Origin of the sequence: Domibacillus sp. 8LH (assembly GCF_038806185.1) — a bacterium.
GTDB classification, from domain to species: domain Bacteria; phylum Bacillota; class Bacilli; order Bacillales; family Domibacillaceae; genus Domibacillus; species Domibacillus indicus_A.
The window spans coordinates 76,313-101,584 of sequence record NZ_JAVJNG010000012.1; the positions used below are offsets into that span (position 1 = coordinate 76,313).

Sequence of the window (25,272 nt, forward strand, 5' to 3'; positions counted from 1 at the left end):
TGACAATCCTTCAGCTACAGAAAATGAAATTCTAACCCCAAAATGTGTAAAGAGCAGCCTCCGGCTCGGAAAAACTGTAAATAATCGGTCGTATGTAAATTTAAACAGAACTTAAAAGAAAAACTGTCCTCCTCCCTTTCTTACAGTAGGAATACCTACCGAGATCCTTTTTAGAAACATGATATGTCACTTAAACCTTTACTCATTTCTTTCTAGAAGCCTCCTTATCATGAGAAATACAAAGTAATCATTTGTTAGTTTTGTTAGATCGATCTAATTAAGTTACTAGATCGATCTAATAATGGAGCGACACTACCCTGTTTTTAAAAAAGACAGAGCAAGTTAAGTAAGCGCTTTAATTGTATTCTATCTTAATTGTTTGAAGATTACAACGATCTTTTTAAGTTTTAATACACCAAGTTATTCTTAACCTATAATTTGAATCATCAAAACACCCCTGTTGTTAGAATATGTTAAACAACTGGGGTGCCTTTCATTGCCAAATTTCTCTTTTAGTGTTGAACTTATTTTTTTCCAGAAGATGCGCGCACAAATAACTCAGGTTCTAGTATGATTCGCTCTTGATCACGCATATGGTCTTTAATCCGTTTATGAAGTAAATCTGCCGCGTTCATACCAATATGCTTCGGAAATGCTTCAACAGTTGTAAGGGATGGATAAAAAGTTTCCGCTTCTAATACATTATCAAAGCCAACAACCGATAAATCCCTGCCAGGCTGAAGATTTAATTCTCTCATCCGCTGCATTACACCAAAGGCAACAAGATCATTAAAGCAGAAAACAGCTGTTGGCGGGGCTTCGTGCTTTAAGCTTGTATCCAGTGTTCGTGCGCCGCCTTCCCGCGTGACGGGGCTTTGAAAAATAAGTGATTCATCAACAGCCAGTCCCGCTTTTTTATGGGCCGCTGCGTAGCCTTCAAATCTTTTTTTCCAAGCAGATGAATCAGAAATTCCTCCTAAAAAGGCAATTCGGGTGTGACCGTTTTCAATTAAATGATCAATGGCCATCTCTACTCCTTTTTTATAATTAATTCCAACATAATCGCAATGCAGATCAGGAATTTCACGAACAGCTGTTACGATCGGAACATCTAACTGAAGAATTTTGCCAATGGATGCCGGCGAGTTATCAGACACAGGACATAAGATAACACCGCCTACCCTATGCTCTAACATCGTTGACAGCAAGTTGTCCTGCTTTGTATCTGAATCGAACGTCGTTGCCAGAAAGACGGTATACCCTTCTTTTTCAAGCTGATGATGCACACCTGTTAAAAATTCTGAATAATACGGGTTGGCGAAGTCTGTCACAACGACGCCAATCGTTGAAGAGCTTTGCGACCGCAGATTAGCGGCAATTCGATCATAAACATAGCCGAGCTCCTCCATGGAAGCCAGCACCTTTTTCCTGGTTGCTTCTGAAATGCTCGGACTGTTCCGCACAATTAACGAGGCAGTTGCTCGTGAAACTCCTGCATGGTCCGCCACCTGCTGCAGCGTTACCCGCCCGCTTTTTTTCATTCTCATCACCTGTCCGTTTCTCTACTATATCTACTATTATATCGGACACTTTTAATCCAACCAATAAAAATCACCCGCCAAGTTTAAAAGCGGGTGAAAGTCATTTCCATTATGAAAACCATTCAAGCGGTACAAGAACCAGTGAAGGGAATAGAATGAGCAAAATTAAGATGATCACTTCTACCAGGAGGAAAGGCCATATGCCCTTCATCAAGTCTTCGAGGCTGATTTTGCTGACACCGCACATGACATTTAATACCGTTCCAACCGGCGGTGTCAGCAGTCCAATGGCGTTATTCAAAATAAACAAAACCCCAAAGTAAACAGGATCAATGCCAGCTGCTTCAACAAGCGGCATTAAAACTGGCGTGAGGATCAAGATTGTCGGAGTCATATCCATAGCTGTCCCGACAAGAATAACAAGCAAATTAATCATGACTAACAATAGTAACGGCTTGTCCAAAAAAGGCCCCAGCATATCAATAACCATAGCAGGCAGATTTGCCACAGTAATCAGCCAGGATGAAACAAGTGCGGCAGCAACAAGAAACATAACCACGCTCGTCATTTTTGCCGATTGCACCAATACATGGTATAAATCCTTTAATTTCAATTCACGGTATACGACTATGCCTACAAATAATGCGTAAACCGCCGCTACAACAGCTGCTTCTGTCGGCGTAAAGATCCCGAATTTTAATCCTATAATAATAATAATTGGAAGGAAAAGAGCCCAGATACCATGACGAAGAGAAGTAAGCATTTCTTTTGCAGAAGCACGCGGCTGGACGGCCACATTATCCTTGCGGGCAACAATCGACCATGTAATGACCAGGCCGAGAGCCATCAACAAGCCTGGCACAATCCCTGCCATAAAGAGCTGTGTAATAGATACGCCGCTCGCGACGCCAAAGATAATAAAGCCGATACTCGGCGGAAGGACCGGTGCAATAATTCCGCCCGTTGCAATCAATCCGCTGGAACGGTTCACATTATAACCGGCTTTGTTCATCATCGGGATTAAAACTGCACCCAAAGCGGCTGTATCCGCTACAGCAGAGCCGGAAATACTCGCAAACAATAGTGCCGCGATAATCGCTACATATCCGAGGCCGCCTTTGATGTGGCCGACCATCGTCATGGCCATTTCAACAATACGGCGCGATAAGCCGCCCTGGTTCATTAATTCTCCTGCCAGCATAAAAAACGGAATCGCCAAAAGAGGGAAACTGTCTGCTCCGCTGATTAAGTTTTGCGCAATAATCTGGCTATCAAAAATGCCGAGGAAATACATTAGGATCACACTGCTAACGAGAAGAGCAAATGCGATAGGCATGCCCAGGGCCATAGCTCCAAGCAGAGAGCCAACAAATACACCGATCGTCATCCTTGCTTCTCCTCCTTTCTAAACAAATGATCTTCTTCATCGTACAATACGATCAGCTCTTCCGATTCGCTGGTTTTCGTCATTTCTTCTTCCGTCATTTTGTTAAAGAAAATTCGGTATAAATTAAAAATGCATATTACAGCCATAGAAAAACTTACAATGATCCCTGTACCGTATACTATCGCCATCGGCATGCCAGTAGCTGGCGCTGTACTGCCCAAATTAAGCATTGTCATCTTCCAGCTTCCATCAAAGATAAGGATAAGAACAAATACCATAAGCAATTCACTGATGATAAGAACTACTTTCTTAATCTTCGCAGGAAGCCTTTTAATCAGCATATCTACACCTAAATGATCTTTGTTTTTAAAAGCGCCAATTGCTCCGAGAAACGTCAGCCAGATAAAGAGATAGCGCGACATCTCTTCTGACCAGGTAATTCCTGAATTAAAAAGATAACGAAGAACCACATTGCCAAAGACAAGAACAACCATTACCGCTAGGGCGGATGCCATAACCACGTTTAACGAGTTCTCTAAAAACCTCTCTATTTTTTTCATGCATTCTCCTCCTTCCTGTGTAAAACAAACTCAAACAAAGAAAATCATTTCTTTATTTTCTGCTTTTTGGAGAAAGAAAGCCAAGGGACCGTTCCTTAGCTTTCTTTAACATACTTTATTTAACTTCGTTCATAATTTCGTCAACGAGCTCTTTGCCGACTTTTTCTGTGTATTTGCTGTAGATCTCTTTTGCTTTATCTTCAAAACCTTTCCGTGCTTCTTCAGAGAGCTCCGTTACTTTCATTCCTTCTTTTTCAAGAGCTGCAAAGGCTTCTTCGCTTTCTTTTTGATTCAGTTCACGCTGATAGTCTCTTGCTTCCTCAGATGCCTTTGTAACAATTTCTTTTTCTTCATCGGACAGTGTCTGCATAAATTTATCACTGATCATAAAAACGCTGGCATTGTAAATATGATCTGTTTTTGTTACATATTTTTGTACTTCATAAAAATTCCCTGTTGTGATATTGCCCGCAGGATTTTCCTGTCCGTCTACGACTCCCTGTTCAAGTGCCGTAAACAATTCTGTATAAGGCATTGGAGATGAGTTTGCGCCAAGTGATTTCCATAAATCAACATGAAGTTCATTTTCCAGTGTTCTAATTTTAAGGCCTTTCACATCTTCAAGGGATTTAACTTCATGCTTATTATTCGTTAACTGCCTGAATCCATTTTCCCAGTAATTCAATCCAACAATTCCTTGGCTATCAAGCTTTTTTAACAACTCAGTTCCGATTTCACCATCAAGCACTCTGTAGGCTGTTTCTTCATCTTTAAACAAATATGGGAAATCAAGCACTTCAAATTCTTTTACAAAAGAAGCGATAGGTCCTGATGACATGGTCGTACCTTGAATAGAATTCATTTTTAAACCTTCAAATACCGCCCGGTCGCCCCCAAGCTGCCCGTCTGGGAACACTTGAACTTTAATAGATCCATTCGATTCTTTTTCCACAATTTCTTTAAACTTATCAAGGCCTTTTGTTAAAGAGCGGTCTTTTGATGTAGCCACTGCCATTTTCATTGTTTTAACTTCTGCTGATTCACCACTACCACTGCTGCTTGCGCCAGAACATCCTGCTAAAATCATCATTACTGCTGCAACTAACCAGATCACGCATTTCTTCATTTCCAAACCCCCTTATTTTAATCAGTCAAGACAGCGCTTTCAAAAGAAGTTTTTTTAGATCGATCTAAAAGTAAACAAAAAATTTTAGATCGATCTAATTAAACGCTAGACAAAGTCTTTGCTTCTTTTTAAGGTAGCTCCTTTATGAAAGCGCTATTTTTTCTGATTTTAACTTAGTATTCTGAAAATTGCAAGATTATTTTCCATTATTTCTTTTACTAGTGGGTTGTCTTTTTCTATACACAATATATTTGTATTTCAGCTAATTAAATTTAGGCTGTACTATATCTTTATCGTTTACTTTCTGTGCTTATTTCTGCTTTCCTTTCGCTGCTTATCTGATCGTTTCCTATTATTCACAATTGTACGCAAAGAAAAAGGCCGAGCGGAAACTCGGTCTTTCTCAAATACTTTTCTAAAATCAGCGGCGATTTCTGTATTTTTGAAAAGGCTGACCCCGCTCATAACACGCCTGGCAGATGCTGTACGGGTAATCCCAATCCAATTTTCTGCCGCATTGCCGGCATTTTTTCACGACCGCTTTGATGTTGTGGCTCAGCCAGTAATGAATATCATCGGCAATTTCTTTTTTGACCCGTTCCCAGTAATACGCCTCAGTCGGCTTATTTAACCGGTATAAAAACATTAAATGCAGCTCTACTGATTTATAGGAAAGCTCCAGTTCTTCTAATGTTTCTTTTTGAACAAACGGGTCCGGCATGTCAGTCCGGTTTACTAAGGACATGAGCACCCGCTTCCATTGATCCGCTAAAATGTCTTCATAAGCGGAAAAAGGAATTTGCAGATAACTATATAAATCCTCCATGCTGAACCGCTGCTCGATCGCTGTTCCTCTCACCAGGCTGTACAAATATTCTTCCTGGGCAAGTGAGGCTTTTTTTGTACCTTTTGGATTTTGGAATTCTTTCCATAATTCGAAGAAAAGTCCTAAATCTTTATAATAACGCTTGAACCGTTCCAATACACTGCGGGTTGGCGCCACCGTGAACACCTGGATCGGCACATCTTTTCCTTCAAGCAGCCGTTTCATTCGCTTTGGATTTTCCATAAACACAACTTCACCTTGTTCAAATAATCCTTTGCGCCCGGCCCGGCCGGCAATTTGCTTTACTTCCTGCGTAGTCAGTTCCCGGCGTCTTTTCCCATCAAATTTTTGGCTGCTCATTAAAATAATTCGTTTGATCGGAAGGTTCAATCCCATGCCAATCGCATCTGTAGCGACTAAAATGTGCGTAGCGCCAGCATTAAAATTCTCCATTTGACGCTGCCGGGATTCAGGCGGCATGTTTCCGTAAATGACACTGACCTTGTGTCCATCTCCTTCCAGATTCCCCGCGATCTCAAGCACCCGTTTTCTCGAAAACGCAACCAGGGCATCTCCTTTTTGAACGTCCTTCAGGCGGAATGATTTTTTCCGTACCAACAATGGCAGTTCACGCTTGTATTCCCGCACTTCTACATCCGCTTCTTCTCCCAGCAGGCCAAGAATCAGCTCTTTTACATTGGGACTGCCGATAATATGAACTTCCCGGGCATTTGCTTTAGTAATACTGCGGAACCAGGAAAAGCCCCTCTCTTTATCAGCAATCATTTGCGCTTCATCAATGACGACAATGTCATAATGACGGTTTTCTTGAAACATTTCAACTGTGCTGGAGGCATGTGCAGCTCCTTCTGTCCGTTTTTCTTCTTCCCCCGTTTTTAAATCACACGGGATCCCGTCTTTATTTAGTTTTTCATATACCTCGAGCGCCAACAGGCGGAGCGGTGCCAGGTAAAGACCCGATGGGCACGCTTTAAGCCGCTCCAGCGCTGTGTAAGTTTTTCCGGTATTGGTGTCGCCAAAATGAAGAATATAGCGGGTATTTACCTTTTGGGCCGGTTCATACTCTTCGCCAAAAATGTAGGCAATCCGATTTTTTCGTTCTGCTTTTTCCCGCTCGGCCCGCTCTTTTTCTTCCCTTCTTTTCTGTTCAAACTGCTTCCATGCTTCATTGATTTCTTCCGGTGTCTGCGGTGTAGCGAGAACGGAATCAACTACATCTTCTTCCCACTCCCGGAAAAACGATTCTGCACAATCTTCTAAAAGAAAGTTAATGTCTTTGCTTTTTTGAAATACACGGTATGACCAATCTTCTCCCGTTTGCTGCTCATAGAGGGTTCCAAGTTCTTTCGGAAGCTCCGCAAAAATAACCTGTTTAAAATCTTTCGTTACATAAGATAAAATCAGTTCATAATAAGCATCCCAATAGGTTTCGTGTGTCCAGTCATCAAAATCAGGGTATCCGGGTGCTGTCCTTCCGGTAAATTCCGTTAAAAAAGAAGCGACCATGGAATAGTATTCCGGATGAAAAGCTCCCGCTTTATGCAGTGTGCCGCTTTCATCTTCTGTGAAGCGGACACCGCTGTTTAAATGCTGCTCGAGTCTTTTTCCTGCATACTTTCGGACATATAAGTAAAAGTACAAATACTTTTCTTCCAAGAGGCGGCTTACAGCAGGAAGAAGAAACTGTTTATTCCAGCTTCGTTTCATCTGCTTCTGCTTTTGCTTTTTCTTGCTGCTTTGCATGTTCTGGGTAATCAATACCCACGTTTCCTCGTACTCGTCCCGTACCCACTCCGCCGCATCAAACGGTTCAAAATGAGCCAGCACCTGGTAAAAAGATTTCTTCAACTGGTTCAGTGATAACTCGTCCACCTCAATGCCCATCGAACGGAGATACTCCATTTTCTCAGAACGGCTGTATGAACTAACGAGCCGCTGCTTCCATATATCTGACCACACTTTATCCAAAAACAAAGCCCGTTTTTGAAGGTATTCATCGAGTGCAGCGGTTTCATTGTGTTCTATGAATTCTAAAATATTGGTGTGTATTTGTTTTTTTGTGCTTTCGATTGCTTTTTGATGATGTTTCTCGATGCCCTGCAGTTCCGCAGCCACGACAATCAGCTTCCTTTCCTTTCTCTCTCTTGTTCATCATACCATACCAGCCCTTTCCTTCTTTAGCTTTTCCTGTTTCCTCTGGTTCATTCTTCTTTAGAAAATAGAAAGAGATGAGAATGTGATAAAATGCTTCGTCAAGATGGAAAGGGTGCGTAAAGAAAATTCCCTGCTTTACAGGCATAATAAACCTTCTGTATGGACGGCAGAGTCTTTATGATTTTTAAGAACCGAATAAAAAATGCTTACGGACAAATAGTATATGTATACGACTTAAAAAATCCACTGACTGTGGTGATCGAAAGCGGGCAGTCAGATCGCTGCAGCTGATTGATTCCTTCATTCAGAAAAAACGAACAGTTTAGGGAGAAAACAATGAAAGTTACAGGCGTTTTTTTATTTATCACTACTGCGGCTTCTGCATTCTGTATCATTTTAGATATGCTATTAGGCTTTACTCTTTCCGAAGCATGGATGCATTTACTCGATCCGTTTTTTGTGATGGATATCAGCGAATACCTAGTGGTTCTTCTGTTTTTATCTATAACGATTGGACATCAAATCATAACCAAAAAGAACCAGCAAAAATAGCAACATTAGTTCCGTTATTTAGTAAAACGATGACGGATAAAAGCAACCATCAGCATCACTAAAGGCAAAATAATAAGGAGAGGGGCGGAAAAATACGATATCAAAATCGTAAAGCCTTCTTCTGAATGTTCAGCAAAATCCTCTGCAATGGCTACAGAAAGAAAAACCAGAATAAGACCCGCCGGCAAAATCATTTGCTGATGGTTTTTTAAGCGAAACAGATCAACCATTCCTATGACAGAAGCATATAAATAAATACCCGCTTTAAAAAAAACGGTAATGAGTAACGTCATCACGACAAGGGCATCCAAGCGCTGGATAAATTCTAAAAAGTTGATCTTTCCTACTGTAGCCAGTAAAGGAAAAGGAGATCTTTCCACTTCGCTGACCCCTAAAACCGCAATGTTTAAAGCAGCCGTATAACTTAAAATAAGGCCGCTGACGATTAATGAAGCGAGTCCGGCTTTTTTCACTGCCTCTGTGCGGTTTAAATAAGGAAACAGCATAGCAAAAACGATCGCTTCTGCAAACGGAAAGATGACAAGCAGTGGAGGAGAAAAAGTCGTCTCCAGTACAGGCTTCCAGCCATATTCTAATACAGGCTTTAAATTATTTGGATCTACGGTGCCCGTTACATAAACAAAAAGATTTCCGATGATTCCCACGAAAATCAGAAAAATCCCCAGTATTTCTGCTGTTCTTGCAAAAACTTCAATTCCCAGCAAAAGCACGTAACATATAGTCAGCACAAAAAGAATGATCACTACAAGCAAAGGAATCTCCGGCATTGTTGCCGTAATCAATACTTCACTGAATTCGCGCACATTTCTGGCGGAAATATACAAAAAAAGAATCGTATACATGAATCCGACGACCCATCCGATATAGGTGCCAAATATTTTCCGGGCATATGCAGTAAGCGGCAAGGAGGGGTAATAGCGAAACAGCCTATGATAAACAAGAAATAAAATTAACCCCGCGCTTAATCCTAATAAAATAGAGAGCCAGGAATCTTTTCTTGCTTCTATTCCCCGTGCCACGACAACCGCTGTGCCCAGCTCGAACATAAAGAGTAAGAGAAAAAACTGAATGCTGCTTATTTTCGCTTTTTCCATTGAAAAAAGTTCCCCCTCCTTTTGTTCAAACCTTTTCCTCATTCTAAGTAGGAATTTGTTCGCAGTCCTGAACGACGGATAGACGTTTTAACTTCTACTCTAACCTCTGTTTCAGGAAACCCTTCATCCTGCCATTTTTTTTTTATCTTTCTCCATGTTTTTGGATCTTTATGGTTGATGGCTTCACCGAATTTGAAAATGTCATTCTTTTTATTCTTTGCGTACGCTACGGTCTTGTTGAGTTCCCGCTCGATCTCCTGATCCAGCTGCTTTTCAAAATCAGTAAATGTTTTGTGCTTTGTGAGATCAATGGGGCATTGTACTTCATCAAATGACCCTTCTGACCTGACTGAAAGTTCAATGACTCGTTTATAATTTTGAATTTCAGCGTTTACTTTCGTGTTAGAGCGATCTATTTTAACAGTGACACCGTCTTTTCTCCCTTCACAGTCGAGCTGGACGATTGTTTGTTTCAAATCATTATTGATCCATGACACGCCCCGGGAAAGCTCATCATTCATCCACCCCTGCAGTTTGCCATCTTTAAGAACGCCTAATCCCCCCATTTCCAGCTTTGTTTCCGGAGAAATACCCTCAACATTTGACATTTTGTTTCCCTCTTCCGGGCTGCCAACAACCTTAAGACTGACTAATAGGCCTCCGCCCCATTCAATTTGTTTGATGACTTGATCTATGTTCAATGTATCGTAATCCCCCTGCTGATGTTCAAGGGCTTCCACCCCGCTGACAATGCGGGCTGCCGGCAGCTCTTCTAAAGGAGTAGTAACATGGAGAGCTTCTTCTGCCGTGTTGTCTTTAACCAGTAAAACGGGAAACTCTCCACGGAAATAGGGCGTACGGTCAAGACTGTCAAACAGTCCCTCAATCCCATCGGTTTTTGCTAACTCTTCCCCTATCACCATCGATTGAATATGTGCCAGAAAAAGCTCGTGCGGTGACTTTTTCTCTATTTTGCGAAGGGCATCTAAAATCGTGCTTCCTTCAGCTGAATAAGCAACAACAGGCATTTTTCCTGATGCCCCGTTTTTCGCCGCTGTGCCGGCTACTTGTCCTTCATTTATTACCTGGACCGTAACACGATAAGCGTTTTTCTCGTCATCGCTTCCTCTATCCACGCCGATTGCACTGACAATATCTAATTGTTGCACTTCCATACGCCCCCAGCAGCCTGACAGCAGCACAGCAGAAACAAGGATAAAAACAAAGGTAAGCGGCTTAATATTCATTAGGATCCCTCTGCGAATGATTTTCCTGGGTCTGACGATCTCTTGATGCCGGCCCAAGAGTATCCGTATTTCCCACTTTGGATACTTTTTTCTGGGCGATCAGCCTTGGGCGTGTAGACATAAACGGTTTTGGCACACGAATAAATGTATCTTTTAAATCCGTAAAAATAAGCGGAGCGAATGGTGTTAAATAAGGAACGCCAAATGAGCGCAGGCTGCTCATATGCGCAATGAGAATAATGAGACCAAGACCAATTCCATAAAGCCCTAAAGAAGAGGCTAAGATAATCATGCCGAAGCGAAGGATCCGTACAGCATCTATCATGGAGTGGTTTGACATTGTAAAACTGGCGATGGCTGTCGCTGCTACAATAATCACCGTGGCACTTGAAACAATTCCTGCTGATACAGCCGCCTCACCCAGCACAAGAGCCCCTACAATCGATACAGCCTGTCCGACCTGTTTCGGCATTCGCAGTCCTGCTTCCCGCAGAAATTCAAAGGTTAATTCCAGCAGCAGCACTTCAATAAAAAGCGGAAACGGAACCTCCTGCCGCTGAGCTGCCAGGCTGATCAATAAAGGTGTGGGAATAAGGTCTGGATGAAAAGACAAGAAAGCAATATAAAAAGAAGGAAAAAACAGTGTACTTGAAATACCTACTAACCGCAGCATCCTTAAAAAACTGGCTATGCTCCAATGCATATAATAATCTTCCGCCGACTGAAAAAACTCAATAAATGTTGCCGGCAAAATTAACGTGTGGGGCGTGCCGTCAACCAAAACCGCAATACGCCCTTCCATCAGCTCCCCCATCACTACATCCGGCCGCTGCGTGTTGTAAATAGTCGGCCATACAGACCTTGGACCATCCCGGATCCATTCTTCAATCGTATTAGAGCCGATCAATTCATCCACTTCAACTTTTTGAAGGCGCTCTTGAAGCTCGGTTAAAACTTTTTCATTTGCAATACCTTTAAGGTACATAATTGTGACTTCTGTTTCGGTAATTTCACCAATCTTTACCGATTCAACCCGCAGGTGAGCACTTTTAATTCTTCGGCGAACCATTGCAACGTTTGTATGAAGGGATTCAATAAAACTTTCCTGTGGTCCGCGAATCGACTGCTCGGAAGAAGGTTCCGAAATGGCTCTAGTTGCACCGCCTTTTAAAGGACAAATCATGGCCTGGCCCCATCCATCGAGTAAGAGAATGGTCTTTCCGGACACGAGACACTGGATCGTTTTGTTCCACTCTTGTGTTTCCTCGACTTCCGCGGCCGTGATCATCTGTTCTTTTATTCCTGTAAATAATGTGCCGGCGGACAAACTGTTTAATTTACTGTGATCATTCATGACTTTATCGATAATGAAGTTACCCACATGTTCTTTATCCACTAATCCATTGATAAAAATAACAGCGGCATCCCGCCCGGAGCTGTTTCCTATTTTAAATATGCGGACAATGATATCAGCGCTATAGCCAAGAGCGTCCTGAATGTTTTTAAGATTTTGAGCGAGACTGGTTTCAAGTTTCTGATGATTTGCATTCGATTCAGCCTCTTCGATGTATTCAAGGGGTTTTTTCTCTTTTTTTCTAATTTTATTCCACACTTTTTTCATTTCTAGCTTCACTCCCGCTTTACCCTTATATGACAGAGCTTTCACATACACCAACAGTATGCCAATTTTGCCAGCTTTTAATCCAAGAAACCCACCTCATCCCGAGTATAGACATACAAACAAAAAAGGAAAACACCTGATGAGCGGTGTTTCCCTTTTATGGATGAATCAGTGACGTTTTATTGTTTTCAAATCCGGCTGATTGTTTACAAGCTGCGAGGTTTTTATTTCCCAGTTCATCATGACTTCCTGCTTCTATGATGCTTCCAGTAAATTACTTGCTTCCCTTTCACAGGATTAACATGTTTCACCAGACTATAGTGTGAAAAGATTCTGCTTCCAGCAAAAATGTGTATGCAGCTCCATCAATACCGATCTGAGCTTCTCGTTCTTCTTTAAATGGGTTTTGAAGAATCACCACTTTTGTTCCATCAGGATTCTGAAAAGCAACCGTTGTTCCTGTCCACGGCCCCGCCGTTTCAAGGCGGCGGGCACCTGGTTCGATAAAATGCGAAAAATGCTTCATTACATAATATTCGGGATTAAAAAGGGCTTTTTGCTCCGTCACCTGAGCCGTGATCATCGCGTTTTGTTTCCACCCCCACGTACTTTTCCCTTCCGGCTCCAATACCATATTCCAATAAACATAAGCATTCACGCCGTTTACAAAATAATGCCGATACAAGTTAAATACGTACTGGGCATACTCCCATGTGTTTTGACCATCGCCGCACTCATTCTCCGTCTGCATATACCGCTTTTCTGGATAGCTTTGGACCGTTTGCTGAAGGGCGTATTTACCCGCCCACTGGTAGCCGACTCCAGCAACATACTGGGCCGCTTCCGGGTCACTTAAGGTCGGGGCGGCAATGGCATCGTAATCAGAGGCGGATTTCGCAAATAAATCTTCTACGATTCCATTAATCGTTCCCAGCCAGATCTCTGTTTGAAGCCCATGTTCCTTAAAAGCAGGACCTAAATAGTCTCGAATAAATTCACGCAACTGTTCCCCGGTCCAGACGCAGGATGGAAACTTTTGATCGGCTACGACTTCATTTTGAACGTGAACTTGATGAATCTTAATGCCTTCTTCGGCATAGGCCTGCACAAATTTCACAAAATAAAGCGCATATGCCTTTAAAATCTCAGGCTCCCAGCGGATGGTGCCGTAATTATAAGCTTTGGGAAACTTCATCCACGTCGGCGGGCTCCATGGGGAAGCAAACAGCTGCAAATCTGGGTTTCGCTTTAATGCTTCTTTAATATATGGAATTAAAAAGCGGCGGTCACGTTCAATGCTGAAGTGTTCCATTACGAGGTCGTCTTCTGTTTCATTGTGGCTGTACCATTGAAGCGCATAGTCACTCGCACCAATTGGAAGCCGGCAAATCGTGAAGCGGCAGTCGCCTTCCGGTGAGAAAAGCGCATCGTATACTTTGTGCTGCTCGCTTTCTGTCAGCCGCTGAAGGGCGTGGTAGCCGAGTTCATTAAAGCAGCCGCCGAACCCTTCGATAACGCGCTTGGCTTCATCGGTCACTGTTAAATTAACTGAAGTTTCCACACCTTGCTCCGGCTGCTTTTCCTGCCAGTATTGTTCACGTGTCGTAGCTATCCACTTTATGTTCTGCATGCCGTCTTAGCTCCTTTATTCAATTTCCAACACTAAAAATGACCACGGCTCTATTAACATCTCCTGTCCTGTGTGAACAGAACGGCCTGATTGGAGTTCCACTGCCATCCCATACGGAGACGACAGCGTTTGAGGCTCCCAGGAATAGTTAAATACATATTTAATCTGCCTGCTGTCCTGGTTGGTTCCGCTCTTGATAATGAGCGGGAATGAATAATTCTGCTCAATTCCCCAAAGCCCTGCCTGTTTTATTGACTGCTTTAAAACGCCGGACATGATCTCGCTTGAAACAATGCAGCCGATATAGGTTGCATAGCCTTTTCCATATTTGTTTCCAGTAATCGCTGCATAATCGCCCCAGGCCGGGTGATCGTAACGGGCTAGTGTTTCCGCTGTCGCAGGAACCAAAAGCTCCATCCATGTATGCACGTTATTTTGCTCCGGTTCAGCTTCATAGTCATGATCAGCCAGCTTTACGTTTTTCGGTTTCACAAACATTTGATAATGAACACCGCAGGCTTTTTCAATCAAGCCAGGCTGCATGGTGGTACGGACTTGCAAATGTTCATTTGTAAACCCGGATTTAAACGTGAAGACAGCATGCCCCCCGTTCTCTATATACGTATTTAACCGTTCCAGCAGTCCGTCCGGTGCCGCGTACAGGCATGGAACAAGAATCAATGAATACTCCTCAAAACGATCAGTTCCCGGATGGATAATATCGCATTCCATATTTAACTTATATAACGCATCGTACATTAGCCGGACAATGTCGTTGTAGTTTAACTCTGTTTGGTGATGAAACGGAAACCACTGCATGCCTGTCAGTGATTCATTGTTGACGAGAATCGCAACTTTATTATTCTTTTTTAAATTCACCAGTTTTGGAGACAAGCGCTCGAAATCGGCTCCGATGGTTTTCGCTTCGTTGTACACCGGGTTCGGCCGCAGATCATGGCTGAGCAGCCCTTTCCAGTATGTTTCAAACGAGTTATGGATAGAGTGCCAGTGCCAGTAAGCAACCATATTCGCACCAGATGCAAGGTGGCTGAACGCCTGCAGGCGCAGCTGATTCGGGTACGGCGTCCAATGGGAAAAAGCCTGTGCTTCTGTTTCTAAAACCAAATAGTTTTTCTGCTTGGTAGAGCGGGCTATGTCTCCGCCGAATGAGATTTCAATGCCGGTTAAATCATCCTGTGTAGGATGGTAAATATCAACGCCTGTTATATCGAATGGCTCTGAGGCGGTGAAGTGGTTTACATTTGGCTGCACGCCAAACGAATAGCCCCGCCATTCAAAATCAAAATTCTGGGTAATAAACTGGTCCGGCTTTCGGTATTCTTTTACAATGTCGACCTGCCACGCTAAAAACTGGTCAACGAGCCCCCGCTGAAATTTTGAGAATTCCCCGCCAAGGCTTCCATTGATAGTACCGACAACAGACGGCATATCCTCCCATGCATTCACTTTGTTGCTCCAATAGGCTAACCCGAATTCTTTGTTCAGCACTTCTGTCGTTTTGAATTTTTCTTTTAAATATTTGATAAACTGCAGCTGTACATTTGGTCCGCTCGTGTCATAATGTTTCGTCTCGTTATCAATCTGGTAGCCAATCACAGCCGGGTGGCCGCTTACCTGTTCCATTAGCTTGCGGATGATCCGTTCCGCATAAAACAAGTAAACGGGGCTGGTGATGTCCATAATTTGGCGGGCTCCGTATTTTCCTGGCCCCTGTTTTGTTTCTGCCAGTACTTCTGGATGCTCTTTGACCATCCATGTTGGTACCGCATAAGTTGGTGTCCCGACAATCACACTGATCTCCGCTTGATGCATCGCATCCAGAACACGACTGACTGAAGTAAAGTCGAAAACACCATTTTGCGGTTCATGCGTGCTCCAGGTAGATTCCGCAATACGCACCACGTTAATCCCGGCTTCTTTCATCATTTGAATGTCTGTCTGGAGCCGTTCATAGGGCATATATTCATCGTAATAAGCAACACCGTAAAGCAGCTTTTCCATCTACGCTTCCTCACTTTTCATTATTTAATGGCTCCATCTGCAATGCCTTCCAGGATGTATTTCTGGAAGATGGCATAAAAGATAATCACCGGAAGTGCTGTCAGCACAAGCGACGCTAGAATTTTCGGCCAGTCTGCTGCGTATTGGCCGAATAGCATATTGATTGACAGCATTAATGTGTAGTTGTTTACATCTGTCAGCATAATCAGTGGCAGCAGGAAGTCATTCCAGAGCCAGAGAACATTTAATACGAGAATTGTTGCTGTAATCGGTTTTAAAAGCGGGAAAATAATTTTTGTGAAAATTTGAAAATCATTGCAGCCATCAATTTTAGCCGCCTCTTCCAGCTCTTTTGGAATGGCTTTAACAAATCCGTGGTAAAGAAACACAGCCATATTTACGCCAAGACCGATGTAGATCAGGCCAAGACCGATTAACGAGCCCTGCGCACCCACTCCTTTTGCGATTTGGCTGAGCGTGATCATAATCGAATGAAACGGAACGAGCATAGAAGCAATAAACAGCATAAAGATAAAATTGCTGAACTTTCCTGATGTGCGGGCCAGCTTATAGCCGGCAAGAGAGCCGCAGATCACAATTCCGGCAAGGCCGATTACCGTTACGATGAGGGTATTCACTGCACTGTCGAGCAGGTTGAGCTCTTGAAAAACACCAATATAATTATCAAAAGTGAATTCTTTAGGAAGAGCCAGAACTGATGTGAAAATTTCCGCCTGCGATTTAAAAGAATTAATCACAGACATATAAATGGGAAAAAACGAGACGACTGCGAAAAGAATCAATATGGTATTCACTGACCATGAAGCCGCTTTGTTTTCTCTCATTACGCTTCAACCTCCTTGCGTTTCGAAATACTGACTTGAATAATGGTGATGACAAGAACAACGAGGAACAAAATCATTGCTTTTGAATTGGCATAGCCAAAACGGAAGTTGTTTGAAAAAGCTTCCTGGTAAATGTTCAGTGCCATCACCTGCGTGGATGTTCCCGGTCCTCCTTGTGTTAACGCATAAACGACGTCAAACACTTTAAAGGCACCATTCAGCGTCAAGAACGAGCAAATCGTAATCGCATGCATAATCATCGGAAGAACAACGTGGCGCAGCCGCTGAAACACATTGGCTCCATCAATCATCGCTGCTTCCTTCAGCTGTTTCGGTACTCCCTGCAGTGCTGCCATATAAATGATCATCATGTAGCCAATTCCCTGCCAGAGCGATACGATTACAATGGAATAAAAGGAAACGTTCGGATCTCCAATCCAGGCCTGATCAAGAAAGGAAAAAACAGCTTTTTGAGAAAGCTCTGGAAATACATTTGAAAAAATAAAAGAAAACATAAACGAACTGATAATTAAGCTGAGCATATTTGGCATAAAGAAAATGGTCCGGAAAAACCCTTTTGATCTTACTCTTGATTCAATTAGCAATGCCAGTAACAGTGCGATGATATTTTGAATAAAGAAAACGACAATGGTGTATTTTAGAGTAAAGAAAAAAGAATGACGAAACGCTTCATCGTCTTTAAATGCTTCAATATAGTTATCAAACCAGACAAAATTATAAGAAGGATTTAAGCCATTCCAGTCTGTGAAACTGTAAACACCTGCTCCAACCATTGGAATAAACAAGAAAACGAAGTAAAAAACAAAGGCAGGAAGAACAAATAAAATCAGGCTTAAATGACTGCTTTTCGTTCTTAATCTTTTTGCTTTTCTGTGTGCGCTGACTGAGGTTTCTTTTTTGTCATTGATGGCTTTAACCGTCATGCCCGTTCAGTCCTTTCCCTCTTCTATATAGGGAAAGACAGCTGTGAGCTGTCTTTCCACTACCCATTATTTGTTTAGTTTGTTGTATTCCTGCCATGCCTGGTCAAGACCTTCCATCACTTCTTTCTTCGATGCATCGCCTGCATAATAGCTTTGCATTAATTTTTCAGAAGCTGATTTCACGGCAGCCGGAATTAATGGATCCTGATAGACTTTTCCTTCTTCTACATATTTCGTTGAATCTACAAGCCACGGGTAAGGCTCAAATGTATGAACATCTGAAACCGGATTAAAGCCAAGGCTTTCATAAAACTCACTCGAGTCCTGCTCATCAAGCACATAGTTCACAAAGTCCTTCGCTACCTCTTTTACTTCACTTTGTTTTGAAACGGCCAGGGATGTAGATGTACCCAGATTAATCAAAGTGGCATTTGGGTCATCATTAATAGGTAGCGGCGCTACCCCAAAGTTAAAATCAGGGTTAGTAGACATTAACGATTCTGCCATCCATGGACCCTGTACCCACATAGCTGCTTCACCTGCGGCAAAAGCAGCTGCTCCCTGATCCTGCCCGACTTCAAATGGACGATCGGTGCCATGTTCATGAACCAGATCGATAATTGGGAACATGTCATCTTTTAACTCTGCAAATGACGCTTTGTCTTGATTCATTTTCTCGACAAATCCTTTATCGGTCGTGCTTTCCAGCGCTCCAACCGTCAATGGCAGGAATAATTGTGGAATGTAAGAATCCTTGTAAGCATTAATAAATGGTGTCACACCTGCATCTTCAAACTTTTTTACAACCGCTTTCATTTCTTCGAGCGTCGTTGGAAGCTCTACGCCGTGCTTTTTAAATAAGTCTTTATTGTAAATGTAACCCCATTGAAGCGTTTCGAGCGGTACAGCCAGCACACGATCATCCTTTGTTACCGCAGGCGATACCGTATCATACAGCTTTTCAACGAATGGCTCATTTGATAGATCTTCTAAGTATCCCGCTTTATCGTAAACAGGAATATCGTTGACCGCATGAAGCGCGAACACATCCGGACTGTCGCCGGAAGCGAGGCGGGTTTTCAATAGCTCGTCTGCCTCGTTTACACTTGGAAGCTCCAGTTTTACGGTTACGTCACGGCCTTCTTCTTCTTTTTGCTTAGCCACAAACTGGTCAATGTAAGTTTCATATTGTTCTTTGAATCGCGGCTGTCCAATAAATACTTTCAGCTCTACCTGGTCAGAATCACCAGATGACGAACCACCCGCGGAACTGCTGTCCCCGCTGCAACCTGCCAGCATTCCAGCAAATAAAACAGATACAATCGGTAGTGTAAGCGCTTTTTTCATTTTCAGCTCCCCTTTGCTTTTTTTTAATCATAATCGGTTTTTAACGCTTGGTGAATTGACAATATTAGCGCTTACATTTGTATTATGTTAATCTTTTCGCACCGATCCTGGTGAACTTCCATGGACTTTTTTAAACAGCCGGTAAAAATAAGAAACATCTTCATAGCCGATCATGCTGCTGATCGTTTTATATTGAAGAGTGGTTGTTTGGACCAGCTCTTTTGCTTTATTCATACGGTATTCGATTATGAATTCGGTAATATTGCATCCGAACTTCTTTTTAAAAGCGGTCGTTAAATACTCCTTACTGATATAAAACTTTTTGGAGATCATGCCGAGCGACAATTCGGGGGAAGAATAATTTTCTTCGATATAGTGCTTAATACCGTCCAAATTAATCCGTGTTTTTTGTCTGGCTCCTTCCCTTATTTTCTGAATAACGGTTTTCCCGACCGCTTGCACATTGATCAGTTCTGTTTCGATCGGGACCGCGGGATCGTACATAAAATCTTTTCGTTCAAACCCCAGCTCTTCTAGCGTGGCATTATGCTGTTTCATCACTTCTTCCATTAACACGAGAAACTGCTGGTGAAAACGGAAATGAAAGGCTTCATTCTGCTTTAAATTTTCGGGAAGCTCTGCGAGAAACTGCTCAACGGTTGATTCGAACTGTTTTTCATTCAACTCTTTTAAGGAAAACGCAAGTGTAGCATAAAAAGGATCCAATAAGGATGAAATGGCGGGCTGTTTGGAGGCAAACAATGGATAGCTGATCTGCTGCTGTTCCAGTTTTCGCTTTTCCATAATAGCTTTTCCAAGCGCTTGGTTGAGCTCTTCTCCATCAACAGGTTTTGGCAGGTATTCAACGGCTTTTGCTTTGATTGCCTGGCGTGTATACATAAAATCCTGATAGCCGCTTAACACAATCACCGGTATTTCCGGATAGTCGTTTTTTAACACGTCCAGCAGGCCAATTCCGTCTATTCCCGGCATTTTCATATCCGTTATGATAATATCCGGGCACTTCTTCTGTATTTTCTCAATAGCCTGTTCCCCATTTTCAGCTTCATCCAGCTGGCTGATCCCCCACAGCTCTTGATCCACAAGTGTTTTGACTGTATCCCGTGTCCAATGCTCATCATCGACAATGAGTAGTGTTGTCATGCTGCCACTTCCTTTTGTTTTGATGGAATTCGAATGGTAACCTTCGTGTAATAGGAGTTTTCGCTGTCCACATCAATGCCGTACTCTCTGCCAAAATATAGTTTGATACGCGCATCCACATTTTTCAGTCCAATGCTCCGCTGTTCAGAGAATCCCTCCTGTTGCAGTTTTTTTCTGACTTCCCGAAGCCGTTCTTCACTCATACCTGCTCCATTGTCCTCGATGGTAATTTCAATTTCATCGAAAATTTCCTGGATATCTATTTTGATGACCCCTTGCTCCACCTGGGTTTCAAAGCCATGCTTAAAAGAGTTTTCAATAATCGGCTGAAGAGACAAAAGTGGAATCAAGGCTTCGTTAATGGATTCATCTACAAACAGCTGAACCGAAATTTTTTCTCCAAAACGGACCTGCTGAATATATAAATAGTTTTTCAAATGGGAGATTTCTTCCCGAAGCGGTACAAGATCGCCCTGCTTATTGGTAATGTAGCGGAACATGAGCGCCAGCTTCTGTGTCATTTTATAAATATCGCCTGCCCCGTTTTTGACGGCCATCCCCCCAATTACTTGAAGGGTATTATAAAGAAAGTGCGGATTGATTTGCGCCTGCAAAGCCAGAAATTGAGCGTCTCTTGTTTCCAGTTCGCGCTTATAATTTTTTTCGATCAAATCCCGTATCCGGTCGATCATCTCTTTATATTTACGATGAAGAATACCAATCTCATCCGTGCGCTCCACTTTCATCTCTACACGAAAATCGGTTTCTTCCACACGCTCCATCGCTTTCGTTAACGAAACAATTGGTCTTGCCACCTGGTTTGATACTACTACGGACAATATAGCTGTTAAGATCATCGAGACAATCAAAATGAATAGACCAGACCGGCCAATATGCACAGCTCCTGTAAGCATCACTTCTTTCGGCACCATTTTTAAAATGGTTAATTTTCCATCCATGATCGGCTGCAGAAAATAATAGTTTTCTTTTTCAATCGCGTACGCCCGATGTTCGGCCCGCTCTGCCAATTGACGGCTGAATGCTTTTGTAAGATTGATATGGTCCGGATTGTAAAGCGCGTTCCCTTTTGAATCTAAAAGCAAAATGTGTTCGCCTTCGTTGCTTTTCAGGTTTTCTGCAATATGATCCATAAAAGAAAATGAAACGTTGATTTGAATTTTTCCGACAGCTCTTTGATCTTCAAAGCGGTAAATATACCTCTCAAAAGAAAAGCTGCCTGTTTTCTGGTCTACACCAAAAATAGCCTCTTTGTTTTGGGGCGGAACCGGTGAATCAAGATAAGGAAAAACGAAAAAGTCGTTGCTTTCTACTTTGTAAAGCTGGTTTTCTTCAAATGAAACAAGAGATGCCGAGGTCGTATCATCCCGGCCATTGAATAGTCCAAAAAGCTTGTCTTTTATGTACGACTGTCTGTTAAAAATGTTAACGGTATTAATATCTTCAACTGAGGAAATGCTGGGCACCAGCTGTTCATCGACAAGGGCATCAAATAAAAATTCATCATACCAGCGTATTTGCTCTTCCAGGTAACTGCCAGAAAGCTCCACTCTTGATTTGTTTGAACTAATTTCTGAGGATTCTACGGTTCCTCTTGAAATCTGTGTAGAAATTAACATAAAGATAATAAGCGGAACCATCATGACAAGCAGCAGTGTTCCCATTAATTTTCGCTGAATGCTGTTTAAAACCGTTAATTTAAAATAATGCCCCATCTCTTTTAGTACATGTTTCACATGGCACCCTCCCTCTTTAAATTTCTTTTATTGTAATCGTTCTCATTCTCATTGTGAAATAGATTTTTATGGAATCGTTCTTAAACCATGCTGTCACTAAATCAGCGTCTCACAAGCCCGTTCTCCAGCATGTTCCATCTCTTTATCTGTTCAGTAACCGAACCCCATCGATGCTTTTGCTGCTTATCTCTATCAGCTTACAAAGCAAAAAAGCCAAATCTTAAGCAAGATTTGGCTTTGAAAAATCAGATGAACTGTGTTTCCTGTTCATATTTAAAATCAACCCAGACGGCACCCTGGTCAGCCGAACGTACACAATGCTCAATCCAGCGGATGCCTTCGATTCCTGCGTCAATATCCGGATAAACAAGATTGTCCAGCGTTTCTTGATCACCGCGATTTTTTGCATCCATGGCAATCGCAAACTTAAGATAAATGTTTGCCCATGCGTCAGACAGGCCTTCTACGTGTAAAGCACCCAGGCGTTCATCTGCATTGCAAGTTTCGTCGAGGTAAGGCATCGCCCGGATCAGTGTTTGCGCAGGCTGCCCCTGAATTTCATATGATAGTTCGCCCGGCTTGCTGTCCCACCATTCCAGGCTTGCTTTTGAACCGACAATGCGAATTCGGTGGCCATCCATACACCCTGCATTCACAGAAGACGTCCATAGTCTGCCTACTGCCCCGTTTTCATAATGCATTAGCACATAAGCATTATCTTCCAATGGAGCCCTGCTGCTGATAAAGCTTTGACGGTCGCAAAGCAGTTTCTTAATCTTCATGTTGGGCAGGATTAACTGTGACATGTAGTACGTATGAGTCGAAAGATCACCTAAGACAAAGCTTGGCCCTGCAATCTTCGGGTCCACACGCCACTTTTGTGCATCGCTGTATTTATCCGCTTCATCTGTTGCATTAAAGCCATGTGTATACTGCAGCTCTACCATGCGGATCTCGCCAATATCCCCTTTTTCAATCATCGCCCGCATCTGCAAAACCATTTGGTTGCCGGAGAATCCATACGTGACGCCCCCTATTTTCCCTTTCTCTTCTGCAAGCTCTTTAATCTCTAGTCCTTCTTCAGTTGTGAAAAATAAGGGCTTTTCGCAGATTACGTGGAGACCTGCTTCCAGGGCCGCTTTTGTAATATCATAGTGCGTGCCGTTCGGTGTTGCGATAGACACGGCTTCAATGCCATCTTCTCGTTTCGCTTCCTCTTCAAACATGGTTTCATAATCCTCGTAGCAGCGGTCGGACGCTACACCGAGATTGATGCCAAATTCTTTTCCTCTGGCAGGATCAATGTCAAATGCGCCCGCCACTAATTGAAAAGCTGTGTTGTCTCTAAGTGCTCCCGTGCGGTGCTTGTACCCTACCTGGCTGAGCCTTCCTCCGCCTACCATTGCCCAGCGAAGCGGTCGTGCGATTTTTTTCTCTCCATTCAACATCATACATTCCTCCCTTTTATGATTGTGTTTTTTATTATTGCTGCAGAAAATCAATAAGCTTTTTATGCTTTATTTACTGTTACCGCCTTTACATGCTTAGTATAATAAAAGGGGAAAAAATCAAAAATACGCAGGATTGCTTTGTTGTTCATTATTCTTGCTTTTATGTAAGCGTAATCATAAAATGATTTTAAACACGATAAAAAGGAGTGATCCCGTGCTGCTGAATGAAACCGGGGTAGCGAAAGGTTCGCATTATTACTTTTTCACCCCTTCTGAAACTATCAAAAAACATTACTATCATTTAATCTGCTGCGGCCATTATTACTGCAATGCTGACTACAGTATTAAGCGGGATTACTTCCCTTATCTCTTATTGATGTATATTCGCAGCGGACAACTTCACGTAAATTATCGAGATAAGTCGGTGACGGCTAAAAAAGGCGATATCCTATTGCTTGACTGCCGTGAGCCTCATCATTATTACGGTTCTGACGGACTGGAATTTATCTATATACATTTTGACGGGCCTAACTCCCAGGAATTATGCCGCTATATTATGAAACAGCATGGGTTTTTCTTTCAGCACAAACGCAATATCGAGATCGGAAAGCAGCTGTACCAGATGATTTACACCTATCAAAATGAACAGGAAATGTCTGTTTCGGACTGTACGTGTACGATTTACACAATGATTAATAGCCTTTCTGCAAAACAAGAAAAACAGTATAATGAAACCTCTCCTGTCGATCAAGCCATTCACTATATTAAAGCGAATATAAACAGGCAGGTGACTTTAAAAGAAATTGCGCAGCATGTGAATTTAAGCCCTTATTATTTCTCCCATGTCTTTAAAACCGAAACCGGATATGCTCCAATCGAGTTTGCGACAAAAAATAGGATTGATACGGCCAAAGGTTTATTAAAAACAACGAGTCTTTCTGTGTCTGATATCGCCTTTGAAGTGGGCTACAGCAGCAGTTCAGGGTTCATTAACATTTTTTATAAGAAAGTCGGTTTTACTCCGACGGAATTTCGGAATCTGACTATTTGAGAAAGCAACTGAAATGTACAAGTAAACTGCAAAAAAGCACGTCAATGGCTATTGTTTTTAACCATTGACGTGCTTTTTTATCTGCTTATTCCTTTATCTCACGCGGTTATAAATATTCTTAACCGCTTCATCGATTTCATCTCTCGACATGCGCAAAGCTTTTTCAGAGGTGCCGTAGCCGATTTCCTGCTTTCCTTCCGCCAGCCCTTTAAAAATATCATCCGCAAATTCATCGACCGGAATCCCGAATGTATGAAGGCCTGCGCCGCCTAAATCTGTATTTACAGCTGGCGGTGCAACTTCAATGACTTGAACAGATGTTTCCGACAGCTGGTGTCTCAGGCTCATAGAGAATGAATGAAGCGCTGCTTTTGTTGCTGAATAAATAGGAGCGATGGCCATCGGTGTAAAAGCAAGGCCAGACATAACATTCATAATAACTGCATTCTCTTTTTTCGCAAAGTACGGAGCAAACAGCATAGACAGGTGAATCGGTGCTTCCATGTTTGCGGTGATTTCGTTGCTAAAATAGCTCCAGTTCTGAGCTGCATCTGCTTCTAATATATTAAAGCGCTGCTGAATACCTGCATTGTTGACAAGGACGTTCACTTCAGGATGCTCAGCCGTCACCCATTCAAATAAAGATAGCCGATCCGCTTCCTGTGTGACATCACACACGCGGGTGATGATATCAGGAAATGTTTTCTTTGCCTCCTGCAGCTTGCTCTTCCGTCTTCCGCACACAATAACTGTACTGCCTGCTTCAATAAAACGCTTCGTAAAAGCAAGGCCGATTCCCGAGGCTCCACCTGTAATGAGAACTGTATTTCCCGATAAATTCATCGATACCCTTCTTTCCTGTTTTTAATATGCTTTCATTTTACTCCTTTCTTTGATAATGCCAATTAAAAAGC

At 42.5% G+C, this 25,272-nt stretch carries 19 protein-coding genes; 2 read left to right on the forward strand and 17 right to left on the reverse strand.

Annotation, left to right across the window (positions count from 1 at the left end):
* Positions 1-524: 524 nt before the first annotated feature.
* The 5 genes from RG959_RS14555 to RG959_RS14575 all read right to left on the reverse strand — a co-directional run bounded on the left by RG959_RS14555 (position 525) and on the right by RG959_RS14575 (position 7,576).
* Positions 525-1,547: a LacI family DNA-binding transcriptional regulator gene (locus RG959_RS14555; RefSeq protein ID WP_342797716.1), complete on the reverse strand. Its 1,023-nt coding sequence runs from the start codon at positions 1,545-1,547 to the stop codon at positions 525-527.
* Between the two features lie 103 nt (positions 1,548-1,650).
* The gene (locus RG959_RS14560) at positions 1,651-2,928 is read right to left on the reverse strand and encodes a TRAP transporter large permease subunit (RefSeq protein WP_342797717.1); all 1,278 of its coding nucleotides are present in this window, start codon (positions 2,926-2,928) and stop codon (positions 1,651-1,653) included.
* Positions 2,925-3,488, reverse strand: a complete 564-nt coding sequence (locus RG959_RS14565) for a TRAP transporter small permease (protein WP_342797718.1) — start codon at positions 3,486-3,488, stop codon at positions 2,925-2,927. The genes RG959_RS14560 and RG959_RS14565 overlap by 4 nt, the downstream gene beginning before the upstream one ends.
* 115 nt (positions 3,489-3,603) lie before the next feature.
* Positions 3,604-4,614 (reverse strand): TRAP transporter substrate-binding protein, encoded by a 1,011-nt coding sequence (locus RG959_RS14570; RefSeq protein WP_342797719.1) that lies wholly within the window; start codon positions 4,612-4,614, stop codon positions 3,604-3,606.
* A gap of 421 nt (positions 4,615-5,035) precedes the next feature.
* Positions 5,036-7,576 carry a DEAD/DEAH box helicase gene (locus tag RG959_RS14575; RefSeq protein ID WP_342797720.1) on the reverse strand — a complete coding sequence of 847 codons (2,541 nt, stop codon included), beginning with the start codon at positions 7,574-7,576 and terminating at the stop codon, positions 5,036-5,038.
* A gap of 375 nt (positions 7,577-7,951) precedes the next feature.
* Here RG959_RS14575 and RG959_RS14580 point away from each other — a divergent pair, with 375 nt between their 5' ends.
* The gene (locus tag RG959_RS14580) at positions 7,952-8,167 is read left to right on the forward strand and encodes a YczF family membrane protein (RefSeq protein ID WP_342797721.1); all 216 of its coding nucleotides are present in this window, start codon (positions 7,952-7,954) and stop codon (positions 8,165-8,167) included.
* Between the two features lie 14 nt (positions 8,168-8,181).
* On the opposite strand, the gene RG959_RS14585 is transcribed toward RG959_RS14580, so the two are convergent.
* From RG959_RS14585 to RG959_RS14635, 11 genes are all read right to left on the reverse strand, one after another.
* The gene (locus RG959_RS14585) at positions 8,182-9,282 is read right to left on the reverse strand and encodes a GerAB/ArcD/ProY family transporter (protein WP_342797722.1); all 1,101 of its coding nucleotides are present in this window, start codon (positions 9,280-9,282) and stop codon (positions 8,182-8,184) included.
* Positions 9,283-9,320: 38 nt separating this feature from the next.
* Positions 9,321-10,529 (reverse strand): Ger(x)C family spore germination protein, encoded by a 1,209-nt coding sequence (locus RG959_RS14590; protein ID WP_342797723.1) that lies wholly within the window; start codon positions 10,527-10,529, stop codon positions 9,321-9,323.
* Positions 10,519-12,150 (reverse strand): spore germination protein, encoded by a 1,632-nt coding sequence (locus RG959_RS14595; RefSeq protein WP_342797724.1) that lies wholly within the window; start codon positions 12,148-12,150, stop codon positions 10,519-10,521. Before RG959_RS14595 ends, RG959_RS14590 begins: the two co-directional genes overlap by 11 nt.
* A gap of 307 nt (positions 12,151-12,457) precedes the next feature.
* Entirely contained in the window at positions 12,458-13,780 is a 1,323-nt protein-coding gene (locus tag RG959_RS14600) for a glycoside hydrolase family 30 protein (RefSeq protein ID WP_342797725.1), read from the reverse strand.
* A 15-nt stretch (positions 13,781-13,795) separates the two neighbouring features.
* Positions 13,796-15,802 carry a beta-galactosidase gene (locus RG959_RS14605; RefSeq protein WP_342797726.1) on the reverse strand — a complete coding sequence of 669 codons (2,007 nt, stop codon included), beginning with the start codon at positions 15,800-15,802 and terminating at the stop codon, positions 13,796-13,798.
* Positions 15,803-15,822: 20 nt separating this feature from the next.
* Positions 15,823-16,647, reverse strand: coding sequence for a carbohydrate ABC transporter permease (locus tag RG959_RS14610; RefSeq protein WP_342797727.1), 825 nt, complete (start codon positions 16,645-16,647; stop codon positions 15,823-15,825).
* Complete coding sequence (locus RG959_RS14615) at positions 16,647-17,591, reverse strand: carbohydrate ABC transporter permease (protein WP_342797728.1); 945 nt, start codon at positions 17,589-17,591, stop codon at positions 16,647-16,649. Before RG959_RS14615 ends, RG959_RS14610 begins: the two co-directional genes overlap by 1 nt.
* 66 nt (positions 17,592-17,657) lie before the next feature.
* Positions 17,658-18,938 (reverse strand): ABC transporter substrate-binding protein, encoded by a 1,281-nt coding sequence (locus RG959_RS14620; RefSeq protein WP_483298891.1) that lies wholly within the window; start codon positions 18,936-18,938, stop codon positions 17,658-17,660.
* Between the two features lie 87 nt (positions 18,939-19,025).
* A complete protein-coding gene (locus tag RG959_RS14625; protein ID WP_342797729.1) occupies positions 19,026-20,102 on the reverse strand; it encodes a response regulator transcription factor in 1,077 nt (358 codons plus the stop codon).
* Positions 20,099-21,856: a sensor histidine kinase gene (locus RG959_RS14630; RefSeq protein WP_251271872.1), complete on the reverse strand. Its 1,758-nt coding sequence runs from the start codon at positions 21,854-21,856 to the stop codon at positions 20,099-20,101. Before RG959_RS14630 ends, RG959_RS14625 begins: the two co-directional genes overlap by 4 nt.
* 245 nt (positions 21,857-22,101) lie before the next feature.
* The gene (locus RG959_RS14635) at positions 22,102-23,307 is read right to left on the reverse strand and encodes a Gfo/Idh/MocA family protein (protein ID WP_342797730.1); all 1,206 of its coding nucleotides are present in this window, start codon (positions 23,305-23,307) and stop codon (positions 22,102-22,104) included.
* Between the two features lie 214 nt (positions 23,308-23,521).
* Here RG959_RS14635 and RG959_RS14640 point away from each other — a divergent pair, with 214 nt between their 5' ends.
* On the forward strand, positions 23,522-24,358 hold the full coding sequence (locus RG959_RS14640) for a helix-turn-helix domain-containing protein (protein WP_342797731.1): 837 nt from the start codon (positions 23,522-23,524) through the stop codon (positions 24,356-24,358).
* Between the two features lie 93 nt (positions 24,359-24,451).
* Here the strand turns inward: RG959_RS14640 and RG959_RS14645 are convergent, their stop codons facing one another.
* Positions 24,452-25,201, reverse strand: coding sequence for an SDR family oxidoreductase (locus RG959_RS14645; protein ID WP_342797732.1), 750 nt, complete (start codon positions 25,199-25,201; stop codon positions 24,452-24,454).
* Between the last annotated feature and the right edge of the window lie 71 nt (positions 25,202-25,272).